Here is a 13,301-nt window from a genome sequence, read left to right as displayed (position 1 = left end):
TAATATTAGCAAGTATGAATAATGTTGTCAAGAGCCTGTCGGTAATTTCTAAATTACCTGATAAAATGACAAAAACAGACTGAAAGTCTGTCTATTTTTGCCACTAGCTAGTTGCAATATATGATCCTACTTCTGTATGATCTTGTGTTTAAATTCCTCAAGTATTTCTTTAGCCTGATACTGTCCACCGAGTCCGAAAGCCAAGCCGCCTGAAAGAGCAATCATAAGCGCAAAACCGCTTGAAAAAGTCTGAATGGTGTTATTACCGATATGCGCTTCTTCCAGGGCGATTAATATCGTAATGATCATGAACACCCATTTTGCGGTCATCGCAACAACTCTGCGTTCCTTTATCTTTGTTCGTAGGGCAACTTTATCAATTTCGAAAACAATAAAAGCTCCTACGCCCAATACGATTAACGCTCTATCGATCCCACCAGATAGTATATTCTGATAGAATGTTACCATTTGGTTGAAAATGATAAAAAAATAATCACTGGCGAATAAAAATTCCATTTACTCCACCCCCTTTCTTTTTTTATATTTTAAAATATTTATATTTGTGTTTGATTTTCAAAAGTATATATATTGCTCGCATCTTCAATAAATCATCGGAATATATTGATAGCAGCAATCTGTCATTTTATATTGCCTCAACCTCTCACGTGAACTCAAAGTGGACCCGACAGGATTCGAACCTGCGACCCCATGCTTGCAAAGCAAGTGCTCTACCAACTGAGCTACGGGCCCAAAACAACTCACAACTTATAACTCATAACACATCGCAACGGGCTCGCAAGTCGCCTCAAAGTTTCGTCTACATTTGTATTATACAATAAATATAAAACAATGCAAGGATTCTCGAATTTAATATTTCTTTATTGTTATGCGTTATAAGTCATCAGTTATAAGTTTTTGTTGTGGGCGATGGAAGACTCGAACTTCCGACCTCTTCATTATCAGTGAAGTGCTCTAGCCAACTGAGCTAATCGCCCAAAGTTTACAAATTACTTGTTGATTTTAGAAGTTTTTTAATTTATCGAAACTTATAATATCTTATCAAAGAAATAATAATATTACAAGTGCCGCGTAACAAAAATCGCATCCAATGCAAGAGATTAGATGCGACTTTGCTATTCAGATATAAGTTACAAACCTTATGTAGTTGTCCATGGAACATCTTTTGTTCGAAGCTGAGACATTCCCAACAGCTTATATAACTCGTAGAGTTAGAAGACCAAGGTAAGTTGCGAAATTAATCGCACTTCTCCCTAGAAAGGAGGTGATCCATCCACAGCTTCCGCTACGGATGCCTTGTTACGACTTCACCCTTATTATCTATCCTACCGTGGGCCCCAATAAAGGGGACTTCGGGTATTACAGACTCTCTTGGTGTGACGGGCGGTGAGTACAAGACCTGAGAACGTATTCACCGTGGCATATCTGATCCACGATTACTAGCGATTCCGGCTTCATGAGGACGAATTGCAGCCCTCAATCTGAACTGGGGAGAGTTTTGATGAGATTAGCTCCACCTTTCGGTTTGGCGACTCTTTGTGACTCTCCATTGTAGCATGTGTGTAGCCCAAGGCGTCAAGGGCCATGCTGATTTGACGTCATCCCCGCCTTCCTCCCAGTTAACCCGGGCAGTATCAGATGAAAATATAACATCTGACAGGGGTTGCGCTCGTTGCTGGACTTAACCGAACACCTCACGGCACGAGCTGACGACAACCATGCAGCACCTGTCATCCGGTTCCTTGCGGCACTCCCAACTTTCATCGGGATTCCGGAGATTTCAAGCCTTGGTAAGGTTCCTCGTTTACCGTCGAATTAAACCACATGCTCCACCGCTTGTGCAGGTCCCCGTCTATTCCTTTGAGTTTTAGCCTTGCGGCCGTACTTCCCAGGCGGGATATTTAATGCGTTAGCTTCGACACTAGAAGGGTCGACACTTCTAATGTCTAATATCCATCGTTTACAGCGTGGACTACAGGGGTATCTAATCCCTTTCGCTACCCACGCTTTCGTCTCTCAGCGTCAGGAATGGCCCAGCAAGATGCCTTCGCCTTTGGTATTCCTTATGATATCAACGCATTTTACTGCTACACCATAAGTTCCACTTGCCTCTACCATCCTCTAGATTAAACGTTTCAGATGCAGTTTCAGGGTTAAGCCCTGAGATTTGGCATCTGACTATTCAATCCGCCTACAGACTCTTTACGCCCAATAAATCCGGATAACGCTTGAGGTCTCTGTATTACCGCTGCTGCTGGCACAGAGTTAGCAACCTCTTATTCACTAGGTAACATCAAAATTTTTCCCTAATAAAAGAACTTTACACCCCGAAGGGTTTCATCGTTCACGCGGCGTCGCTCGTTCGCACTTGCGTGCATTGACGAAGATTCTCGACTGCAGCCTCCCGTAGGAGTTTGGCCAGTGTCGCAGTGCCAATGTGGGAGAACACCCTCTCAGGCCTCCTAACCGTCATAGCCTTGGTGAGCCATTACCTCACCAACTAGCTGATAGTGCATTGGTTCTTCTTGAAGCGATAAATCTTTACTCTTGCGAGACCATCTGGTATTAGCTCCGATTTCTCGAAGTTATTCCAGACTTCAAGGTAGATCCCAATGTATTACTCACCCGTTTGCCACTCCCCAATAAAGGGGCGTTCGACTTGCATGCCTTATCCACGCCGCTAGCGTTCATCCTGAGCCAGGATCAAACTCTCATATTAATGTTGCATCATAAATGTTCACAGTTGCATATTTACATATGGACTTATGAACGATGCAGAAATAGTTCAGGACAACTACACAAAGTTTGTAGTGATAACATATCTGAATTGTTAACGAACTCTCGCACGGTTACCTATTCATAATAGTACAAATAAAACACTTGTCAAGTGCTACTTCATTCTTGACCAGCTACTTTTTTCCTTCGTATTCAGTTTTATTTCTTTAACCTATTATTAATGTAATAATATAGCATAATCTAAATACTGTCAAGACGCGTTTTTGGCTTATATAAAAGCTAATTTATATTCAACAATATTTAATTTCTAATTCTTAATTTCTAATTTTTAATGAATGTCTAAATTTAATAATTTTCAAAATAATTCAATTATCATAATTTAGTATCACCTACTCGGCACACTCTTCGTATTGCCAATATCTTTTATTTTTTAAACAATTTCTAAATACCTCATTATCAGTTTGATGTTGTTGAATAACATCTGTAATTAACTTCAATTCATTTGACCTTTGAATATCATACGAATTAATTACATTCTCAAACTTCTTTTCCTCCAATGACTCAATCCTTGATGTCAACTTATTTAGGTTATCCTCATTTCGTTTATAGTATTCGAATGATAAGGTGACAAATGCAAGTGAAAAAGATATCAAGATAGCGCCTGCAACAAACATCATAAAAGTTGTCGTTTTTTCAATACGTTTTTCGGAATCGTTTATCGATATTCCGATCCGTGTTACTTTTTCATCAATAAGTTCTCTTTTCTTTTCTATTTCGTCCAATCGCTTTCCAAATTGATCCATTTCCTTAATTTCGTTTTTTGTTGGCTTTTCTGGTATATTTTCCAGTGGTATAAATTGTTCTTCTCTATTGTCCATGTTTATAAAAACCTTTAATGACTAATGTTCCCCCTACGTCCTCCGCTTCAATATCCATATCTTTAAAATCAAATATATCTATTCCGCTAAATGAGACTCCCTTTTTAAAGGTTATTGATGGACTGAGAGTAACGGATTTTAATTTAATAGTTTTTTTGGGCATTAAAGTTCCATCACTTTCATCAAATAGATCATTGAATTTATATTTCATTATTTTTAACTAACATTTTAAACTAGGGACGCATATGCGTCCTCTAAATCTATTTCAATATCTTATCCACGATCCCGTATTTCTTAGCTTCTTCCGCGGTCATGTAGAAATCCCTGTCCGAATCTTTCTCGATCTTCTCGATCGGCTGATCCGTGTTGTGCGCCAGGATCTTATTCAGCCTCTCTTTCATTTTCAGAATGTGTCGCGCCGAAATATCGATATCACTTGCTTGTCCTTCAGCGCCACCCATCACCTGATGGATCAAAACCTCGGCATTTGGAAGGATAAGTCTCTTTCCTTTCGCTCCACTTGAAAGAAGCAGCGATGCTGCCGAAGCTGCCATGCCGACGCAAACCGTCGAGACATCGCACTTGATATAGTTCATGGTGTCATAGATCGCCAGCGCCGAGGTCACAACACCTCCTGGAGAATTTATGTAAAACATCACATCGGATTTCGGATCCTGTTTTTCCAGGAATAGGAGTTGCGCGATGATCGTATTTGCCACACTATCATCGATCGGGCCGCCCAGAAAAATGATCCTTTCCTTCAGAAGCCTGGAATATATGTCATAAGCTCTTTCTCCATAATTCGTCTTTTCAATGACTGTTGGTATCAGATTCATATTATTTATTTTATTTTATTTAAAGTGTATTTTTATAAAACTACATACGCTCACTCAATGTTTATTACAAAACATGCTATTGACAAATTAATTAAGTTGTGTTACGTTCTTTTTATCGATACGGAGGATAATCGAATGAAAGCAACCAAAACTGCATTGAAAGAACTCAAGGCTCTCGCAAGCAATAAGTTTGATATAACCCTGCTTTTGTCCGGGGGCCATAAACTGGAAGGCGTCATATTAAAAATCGAAAACAACATAGTCTATCTCAAGCTCGACGCTAACAAATACCAGACTCACAAAGGATGGGTCCATATCAATGATATTTCGGGCGTTTCATATAGGGAAGCATAATAAAAACGTGCTTGCCTATTTTTTTTATTTGGCATTCCTTTGTGCGATGTCTTCCAGGAGTTCAAAAACTTTCTCATTTATGATAGTTCCTGCAATATAGTCTTTAAACTTGTTTATATCTATTTTTTTTCTCACTTCTTCCTCGTTCGGATAACATCTCAGCGTTTCGTTCGCCTTTTCTTCTATCTCCTGTTCAGTAGCTTTTATTTCTTCTTTTTTGGCGATCTCTCCAATCACAAGATTCGCCTTAACTCTTTTCTCAGCCTGCTCGGACCATTCGGACCGTAATTTTTCTATGCTCGTATTCACACTTTTGAGGTATATGTCGAACTCAACTCCCATATGAGATACATTATGTTCCAATTCATGAATCATATTATCCTTTTCCGACTCTATCAAAACATCCGGGATCTCGGTTTTAGACGATTCAACGATCTCATCGATAAGTTTTTTTCTGATCTCATTTTTTGCTTTCATTTTCTCCTCCATGCTGATCCCCTCTTCAATGTTCTTTTTGAGGATTTCGAGAGTGTCAAATTTACCGATAGACTTCGCAAACTCATCATTAAGCTCCGGAAGCTCGACCTTCTGAACCAGCTTCATAGTAACTTTGAAATTCACATTCTTTTCAGCAAGCTCTTTTTTATAATAATCCTTTGGAAATATAATATTGAATTCTTTCGATTCATCTTTCTTCATGCCCGCGAGATTATCTTCAAAACCTGGAACGAACATCCCGTTGCCAAGAACCAATGGATGATTCTTGCTTTCTCCGCCCTCAACCTTTACGCCGTTCAACCTCGACTCAAAATCGATCTCAATTCTGTCGCCTTTTGAAGCCGGCTCTTCTTTTGTGATATATTTTGCGCGTTTTTTTTGCAGCGCCTTAAGCTCAGTTTCAACGTCCTCGCTTGTAACTTTTTTCGCCTCTGCCTTTCCTTTTATCTTGCTATAATCTCCCAATCTAACTTCCGGAAGTACAGTTACAACAAGATCGAAGATCAGCTCATTCCCGATAGCCGCTTTTTTGATCTCAGCTTTCGGATAACCGATCGGGATCAGCTTATTGTCTTTTACCGCGCTGCCATATGATCTTTCGATCGTCGTCTGAACAGCATCCTCAAATATCTTCTGCTTGCCAATCCTCTGATAAACGACATCAACCGGAGCTTTTCCCTGTCTGAAACCGTCAAATGTACCCGCCGCCGCCATTTTCTTCGCTGAAGCATCCATATTCTTAGACATCTCTTCGCTCCCGACCTCGACCGATATTTCGACCAATGACTTTGGAAGCTTTTTAACCGATATTTTCATTATATTTATTATTTAGTAATTTAATTATTTATCTGAGAGGTCTTCTCTTCTATGTATTTTAGCACTTATTCCGAGTTTATAAACAAAAAACCAAAACATAAACAGATATACCATTTTGTCTGAGGCTATTTCGAAAGAAATAATGTGAAATGAAAATAATAACGAATATGAAATCAGCGTAATAATAATACTTGGGAATATTAAGATAAGGTCTTCCCAATACGACATTGCACTTTTTTCATAAAGATCGATTATTTTTTGAGATGCGAATAGCGAAACGATAATCGTAAAAATAAATAAATATGGAATATAGGGAATAAAACCGAAATATTCGCTTATTTGTTCGATAGATACTATTCTTACGTCATAGATTATGGCCGATAAAAACGACAATGATAACAACAAATATGCAGTATTGCTGAATTTCGTTTTTTTACTCATGCATTATTTTAGTTAATTCAGTCGTTAATATTGCCTATTCTGCGATAGTATTATTTCAACTATCCGAAGATATGGTATTTCAGTATGGCAGCAGCGAATAATATGGCAACAATGTTCATTACTTTGATCAACGGATTGATCGCGGGGCCTGCTGTATCTTTTGTCGGATCTCCGACCGTATCACCCACAACAGCGGCTGCATGCGTCGGGTTTTTGCTTCCATCCGGCAATTTCTTGCCTCCAAGATGACCTGATTCGATGTATTTCTTTGCGTTGTCCCATGCAGCACCTCCAGTCGTCATCATGAGAGCAAGCAAGAGACCCGAAATGATCACGCCAATAAGAAGGCCCCCCAATGCCACCGGACCGAGAATGAAACCGACCACGAGCGGAGAAAGTACGGAAAGCAGTCCCGGAATTATCATTTCTTTCTGAGCGGCTATTGTAACAATGTCAACACATCGTCCATAATCAGGTTTTCCGGTTCCATCCATTATGCCTTTAATTTCTTTAAACTGTCTTCTTATTTCCGTAACGATGGTTGTCGCGGCTCTTCCAACTGCGCCCATCAGAAAGCTGGCGAAAAGGAATGGTATCATGCCTCCGATAAGCAACCCGACAAGCACCATGGGATCCGAAAGTTTTAATTCCAATGGCACTCCTCCGCTCAGTTTCGTTATCTCGCTGCTATATGCCGAATATAGCGCAAGTGCGCCAAGCGCGGCTGAACCGATCGCATAACCTTTTGTTACCGCCTTTGTCGTATTTCCGACAGCATCCAATGGATCGGTTATGTCCCTGACCTCTTTGGATAATTCAGCCATTTCCGCAATTCCGCCGGCATTATCAGTTATAGGTCCATATGAATCTATAGCGATAATTATACCCGTAACAGACAACATTGCTGCCGCTGCAACGGAAACGCCATATAGACCAAGCACTCCGCCTCCCATAACAGTATATGAGATCAATGTTCCTGCGCATATCACCAGCACCGGCAATGCAGTGCTCTGAAGTCCGACAGCAAGGCCCGTGATAACATTCGTTCCGGGGCCGGTAACCGAAGCATTTGCGATCGCTCTGACGGGACCGTATTCCGTTGAAGTATAATACTCAGTGATTATGATCATTGCCGCTGTCACGCCAAGACCTACAAGAGCGCTGATGAATAAATTCATATCACCTTTCATCAAAACTACAGTTATCTCATAAAAGAACAGCAGAGATATAACTCCTGCAATGATCGCACCATTATACATCGCGCCCATGATATTCCCGGATCTTCCGAGTTTTACAAAAAATATGCCGACGATCGAAGCGATTATCGCAGCCGCACCGAGGACCAAGGGGTATATGATCGCATTCGGATATGTGCTGATAACCGTGACTCCGATGAGCATTGCGCCAAGCGCAGTGACCGCATAGGTCTCAAATAGGTCAGCTGCCATACCCGCGCAATCGCCGACATTATCGCCGACATTGTCCGCAATGACTCCGGGATTTCTTGGATCGTCTTCCGGAATTCCCGCCTCAACTTTTCCAACAAGATCCGTACCGACATCAGCCGCTTTAGTGAAGATCCCTCCGCCTATCCTGGCGAAAAGGCTGATAAGCGAAGCGCCGAAACCGAATCCTACGATCTTTTCCACAGCTCCTTCATTGGCTCCAAAAAATATAAAAAGACCGCTGACACCGAGAAGTGCAAGGCTTGCAACCGACAATCCTGTAACCGCGCCACCCTTAAATGCTACATCGAGAGCTTTTTTCATACCTCCCTTTGCAGCGTTTGCGCATCTCACATTGCTTCTTACTGAAATACTCATACCGAGAAATCCTGCGCCTGCGGACATAACCGCTCCGATCACAAATGCGATCGCTGTTTCGACGTTAATGGCAATGGCAATTACGACCGACAATATAGCTGCGATTATAGCAACGGTCTTGTATTGTCTTTTCAGATATGCCATTGCACCTTCCTGAATAGCCGATGCGATCTGCTTCATTCTGTCAGTCCCGGCATCAAGCTTCATAATATAATAAACAAGATATACTGCGACCGCTAAACCGATCATAGCGGCTACCGGAGCAGAATACAGTAAGGTATTCCCGCTTAAAGCTCCTTCTGCGATTGTCGTACTCATTTTTTTGATTATGTTATTATTTGATTAAACCCAAAACAGACCTTCAAATACTTATTCCGCATTTTTTTTGCTTTTTCTCTTCTTTTTCTTCGACTCATCTGACTTTTCTTCGTCTTTTTCAGGTGCTTCCGTTTTTTCGCTTTTTACCGCCACGTCATCGTTGGCCTTAGCGGCTTCCTGCTTGCTCTCATTCTCGGTGTCGCTTTCTCTTTTCTCAACAACATCGATCTTCCAGCCGGTCAGCTTTGCTGCAAGCCGGACATTCTGTCCCTGTTTTCCGATCGCAAGCGATAACTGATCTCCCGCAACAAAAGCCATTGCGGATTTTGTCTTTTCGTCGATATCAATTCGAGACACCTTGGCCGGAGAAAGTGCGTGCTGAATGAACTTTTTGACATTCTCATTCCATTCAATAATATCAATTTTCTCGCCCCCAAGTTCGTTTATTATGGTCTGAATCCTTGATCCACGCTGACCCACGCATGAACCTACGGGGTCAATTCCCTCTTCATTTGATGTTACCGCTATCTTTGTTCTCGATCCAGCTTCCCTCGCGATCGACTTGATCTCGACGGTTTTATTGCTGATCTCAGGCACTTCGATCTCGAACATTTTTTTTATGATATTTGCATTTGTTCTCGACAATACGAGATTGGAATCTTTTGTCTCTTTGTCGATCTTCGCGATATATACCTTCAGTCTCTGACCGATCCTGTAATGTTCTCCGTATATCTGTTCCATCGGATAGATCACCCCGATCGCTTTGCCAACGTCGACAAAAACATTTCGTCCTTCAATTCTCTGTACGATCCCATTCACAACTTCGCCCTCTTTGTCTTTGAATTCATTGAATATGGCCTCCTTTTCAGCTTCTCTTATTCTTTGTATCATGACCTGCTTTGCAGTCTGAGCTGCGATTCGACCGAATTCAGTATGTACCGGAAGTTCGATCCTGACTTCATCGTCAATCTTCGGATCATCGAGATATTTCTTTGCTTCCTCGACAGTTATATTCTTGTCCGGATTGAATCTCTTTTTATCGCTTTTTTCATCAGCCTCAACGGATTCAGATTCATCTTCGATCTCGCCTTCGGGAACTTCTTCCGCAACGGTTTTGATCTGATAAACTTCCATACCTCCGGTTTTCTCATCAAATTTTACCGTGATAACCTGCCCCTTTTTGCCGTAATCTTTTTTATATGCGGCAGCAAGAGCAGCTTCAACTATCTCCATTGCTTTTTCCTTCGGAATTCCTTTTTCATCGCAGATCTGGTTGATCGCCATGATAAATTGTTTCTGTTCCATATTATTTCTTAAATTGATTATGATTTTAAAAAAACCCATCCGCTTCCGGCTTAGGTTCTTGCGACGAAAAGTCGCTTCGGTTCAGTATTCATTACATACCTATTATAGCAGATTTGCATTTTCTGTCAATAACCTTCTCACAAAATAAAAAAACTACCGAATTGCAGCTTTTTGAATAAGCGCAATGGATAGTAGGATCGGCAAGAGCATTATTTATGTAATGAAAAGATTACAGTTATTTCCCCGTTGCCGCTACAATTAGTGCACCACTTGCCATTCTTTATTCCTCCCCCTCCGCAAACCGAACAATCCATCCTTTCAAATAATTTTACTTTTACCATTTTTCACTTCCAGCTTCGAATTTATCGAATGAAAATAGCATAGCCCATGTCTTCAACAAAGTCAATAAGCACAGATCTAGCTGTGTTTGTATTTTCTTATTATGCTATATTTTTCAGGTTTCACCCCCAAGCTGACATAAACCATTTTGTTCTGGCCCCCATGCGCCGAATCGGATTCTTGCATGGAATCGATTTCAATGATCTTTTTAATTCTGGAGGTCATGTTTTTGCCTTTGGGGCTGATGATCTCAACCTTATCTCCTTTATATAACGCATTGTGAACTTTTATTTTCACAAGATTATTATTTAATTGATTTCTATTGTCTTCCGGATTTTCTTTTTTCATTTTTAACTTTTCATTTTTAATCTCCATCACTTCACCGACAAAAACATGCTCTTCGCTCGTATGGGAATATCTGGTTTCGAATCCTTTCTTTTCACACTCATCAAAAAGAAACCCTGTGCTATAGCTCCTGTTCTGCAGTTTACTGAGATTATGCTTTATAGCCCTGATCTTCGCGATCTTCTTCTTGCCTTTTTCCTTTATATCCATAGCTTCCCTGTAAGATTTAACCACTTGGGCAAGATAATACGCGCTTTTCGCCCTGCCCTCGATCTTAAATGAAGATATTCCTGCCTTCCCAAGCTCATCGAGATGATCGATAAGACATATATCTTTTGAATTCAATAAATATGACCCGTGCATATCTTGCTCAACGGGAATATATTCATTCGGGCTTTTTTCTTCGACCAAGTCATATCTCCACCGGCAATTCTGTGAACAATCTCCGAGATTCGAACTTCTTCCGGTCATCCATGAGCTGAGGAGGCAGCGTCCGGAATAGGCCATGCACATCGCTCCATGTACGAAATATTCCAACTCGATGCCCGGTACATTCCTGTGGATCTCGGCTATTTCGCCCAGATTCAATTCACGTGCAAGAATGATCCTTTTCACTCCTTGCGCTTTCCAGAATTTCACGCTCCGCCAGTTCGTAGTGTTCGCTTGTGTTGAAAGATGCACGTCCATGCCGGGAAGTTGCTTGCCTATCATTTCGATCACACCCGGATCACTTGCAATAATGGCATCAGGTCTGTGAGTTTTTAATAACTTCAAGAATGCCTCGATTTTTTTTATATGGGAATTATGAGCAAATACATTCACTGTAATATATATTTTCCTCTTTTTTCTATGAACATAATCAATAGCTTCAATGATCTTATTTTCATCGAATTTATTGATTCTCGCTCTCAAACTGAAATCAGGCAGTCCCGCATAAACGGCATCTGCTCCGTATTCCAATGCATAGATCATTTTTTCATAGCTTCCGGCTGGCGCAAGGAGCTCGATTCTGTTTTTCATGGTCAATTTCTGTTTACGACCTGGCACAGCTTTGAAGTGAAATGCTCCACGGGCGCATAGTCGTCAGTTAATATTATCGCATCGCCGATTTCGATGCCTCCATTCCAATACTTTGTGATCATCTCGCCATACTCGTTTCCGATATTCTCCGCTGCCATATTTCCAATATCATAGTCCTTTTTCACCGCAATAACAACCAGATTCTGATTAATTTCGGAATATTTTTCTTCATTGGATACCGTCGCAAACACATAAACGTTCTTGAACACTGATTTCATCGTTCTGAATTCAGATCTGAAAAATTCCGACTTCTCTCCTCTTATCGAAGATATTACATTCATTACGTATACTCCTTCGTCATTAAGCATGCCTGATATTTGCTTCACCGCCTCCAGTGTTGTCAATTGAAAGGGTACTGTGCAAGTCGAGCTGAAAGCGTCATTATAGATCGCATCGTATTTTTCCGAAACGGCACCGCTCTTTTCGTTCAGAAACTTCCTCGCGTCCATATGGTATGTGCCGAGTCGTTCATTATTCCGATCAAGATTGAAATATTCCTCCGCGATTTTTGTCGTTTTTGGATCTATTTCAACAACATCAACAAAAGTAGCCTCATGTCTTTTTAGTATGTCCTTGGGTATTGTATAAGCGGCTCCCCCGAACACAGCAACTTTCTTCATTTTTCGATTGAATAGGTCCGCAAGTCTGAAATATTTCGAATAAGCGAACGCCAGCTCATCTGAATCCAAATACATTCCGGAATCAAAGGCATTCTCGACAGACATGATGCGCAATGTTTTTCCATCGGAACCTGTCGTATCATATACCCTTATGTGATTATATTCGCTATCCTCATCAACTAAGTATTTATTTGTTTCCGAAGCGCCAGCAACTACGGAGACGCCAATAGCCAAAAAAAAGACGAGCATTAATCTTATCGCTTTATCCTTCTTGCTATTAGCGATCAGTGATATGACACATAGACCGATGGCGAGTCCGTAAAGTATATTCGTACTTCCATAATTCGGTATGAAATAAAAACCGGCCAAAAAAGTGCCGATAATACTGCCGAATGTTGATACGGCGTAAAGATTGCCTACAGTGTTTCCGGAGGTTTCCACATTTTTCATAGCAAGTCTTACGGAATATGGAGATATGGCACCTAATAATATTCCTGGGATAGAAAATAGCGTCAATGCGGCAAATATAGCGGCATATTTTAATTCTAAATGAATACTTGCATCAAGAACGGGCTTTTTCATTACTATGATAAAAAAAACAAAAAGACCGGAGATCAACAACAAATTCGAAAATGTCTGCGTATTGGGATCTTTGTCGGACAAACGTCCGCCCAGATAATATCCAAGGCTCATAGCTCCCAAAATGATTCCGATCAGACTCGTCCAGACATAAATCGACGTTCCCAGTGTCGGCGCAAGTATCCTCGATCCGACCAATTCCAAGATCATGACGATCGCGCCAGTAATGAATACTATGAGATATAATCTTTTGTTTGATATTATCATTTTTCAATTATATCCGCATATCCCGTCATATGTCAATTTGATTTTTTA

At 40.8% G+C, this 13,301-nt stretch carries 11 protein-coding genes, 2 tRNA genes and 1 rRNA gene; 1 reads left to right on the top strand and 13 read right to left on the bottom strand.

Annotated elements, in window-relative coordinates; translation table 11 throughout:
* Positions 1–126 precede the first annotated feature (126 nt).
* The 7 genes from WC788_03165 to WC788_03135 all read right to left on the bottom strand — a co-directional run bounded on the left by WC788_03165 (position 127) and on the right by WC788_03135 (position 4,468).
* Positions 127–516 (bottom strand): hypothetical protein, encoded by a 390-nt coding sequence (locus WC788_03165; GenBank protein ID MFA6096600.1) that lies wholly within the window; start codon positions 514–516, stop codon positions 127–129.
* 161 nt (positions 517–677) lie between these two features.
* Positions 678–750 (bottom strand) — tRNA-Ala (locus WC788_03160).
* Between the two features lie 171 nt (positions 751–921).
* Positions 922–995 (bottom strand) — tRNA-Ile (locus WC788_03155).
* Positions 996–1,275: 280 nt separating this feature from the next.
* Positions 1,276–2,737, bottom strand: a 16S ribosomal RNA gene (locus WC788_03150).
* Between the two features lie 406 nt (positions 2,738–3,143).
* Positions 3,144–3,632, bottom strand: a complete 489-nt coding sequence (locus tag WC788_03145) for a hypothetical protein (GenBank protein MFA6096599.1) — start codon at positions 3,630–3,632, stop codon at positions 3,144–3,146.
* Positions 3,622–3,843 carry a hypothetical protein gene (locus WC788_03140; GenBank protein MFA6096598.1) on the bottom strand — a complete coding sequence of 74 codons (222 nt, stop codon included), beginning with the start codon at positions 3,841–3,843 and terminating at the stop codon, positions 3,622–3,624. Before WC788_03140 ends, WC788_03145 begins: the two co-directional genes overlap by 11 nt.
* A 49-nt stretch (positions 3,844–3,892) precedes the next feature.
* Positions 3,893–4,468 carry an ATP-dependent Clp protease proteolytic subunit gene (locus WC788_03135; protein ID MFA6096597.1) on the bottom strand — a complete coding sequence of 192 codons (576 nt, stop codon included), beginning with the start codon at positions 4,466–4,468 and terminating at the stop codon, positions 3,893–3,895.
* Between the two features lie 135 nt (positions 4,469–4,603).
* Between WC788_03135 and WC788_03130 the strand changes: the two genes are divergently transcribed.
* On the top strand, positions 4,604–4,822 hold the full coding sequence (locus WC788_03130; GenBank protein ID MFA6096596.1) for a hypothetical protein: 219 nt from the start codon (positions 4,604–4,606) through the stop codon (positions 4,820–4,822).
* A gap of 24 nt (positions 4,823–4,846) precedes the next feature.
* Here WC788_03130 and tig read toward each other — a convergent pair whose 3' ends face one another.
* From tig to WC788_03100, 6 genes are all read right to left on the bottom strand, one after another.
* Positions 4,847–6,136, bottom strand: coding sequence for a trigger factor (gene tig, locus WC788_03125; protein MFA6096595.1), 1,290 nt, complete (start codon positions 6,134–6,136; stop codon positions 4,847–4,849).
* Between the two features lie 500 nt (positions 6,137–6,636).
* Positions 6,637–8,718, bottom strand: coding sequence for a sodium-translocating pyrophosphatase (locus WC788_03120; protein ID MFA6096594.1), 2,082 nt, complete (start codon positions 8,716–8,718; stop codon positions 6,637–6,639).
* A 51-nt stretch (positions 8,719–8,769) separates the two neighbouring features.
* Positions 8,770–10,023 (bottom strand): transcription termination factor NusA, encoded by a 1,254-nt coding sequence (gene nusA, locus WC788_03115; GenBank protein ID MFA6096593.1) that lies wholly within the window; start codon positions 10,021–10,023, stop codon positions 8,770–8,772.
* A 209-nt stretch (positions 10,024–10,232) separates the two neighbouring features.
* Positions 10,233–10,364 (bottom strand): hypothetical protein, encoded by a 132-nt coding sequence (locus tag WC788_03110; protein MFA6096592.1) that lies wholly within the window; start codon positions 10,362–10,364, stop codon positions 10,233–10,235.
* 76 nt (positions 10,365–10,440) lie between these two features.
* A complete protein-coding gene (locus WC788_03105) occupies positions 10,441–11,727 on the bottom strand; it encodes a U32 family peptidase C-terminal domain-containing protein (GenBank protein MFA6096591.1) in 1,287 nt (428 codons plus the stop codon).
* Positions 11,728–11,729: 2 nt separating this feature from the next.
* Positions 11,730–13,253: a fused MFS/spermidine synthase gene (locus WC788_03100; protein ID MFA6096590.1), complete on the bottom strand. Its 1,524-nt coding sequence runs from the start codon at positions 13,251–13,253 to the stop codon at positions 11,730–11,732.
* Positions 13,254–13,301: the final 48 nt, after the last annotated feature.

The sequence above is a fragment of the Candidatus Paceibacterota bacterium genome (genome assembly GCA_041661265.1).
In the GTDB taxonomy this organism is placed as follows: domain Bacteria; phylum Patescibacteriota; class Minisyncoccia; order JAHIHE01; family JAGLIN01; genus JBAZUT01.
The sequence above is the reverse complement of the archived record's forward strand: the minus strand, read 5'-3'. Positions and strand labels throughout refer to the sequence as shown.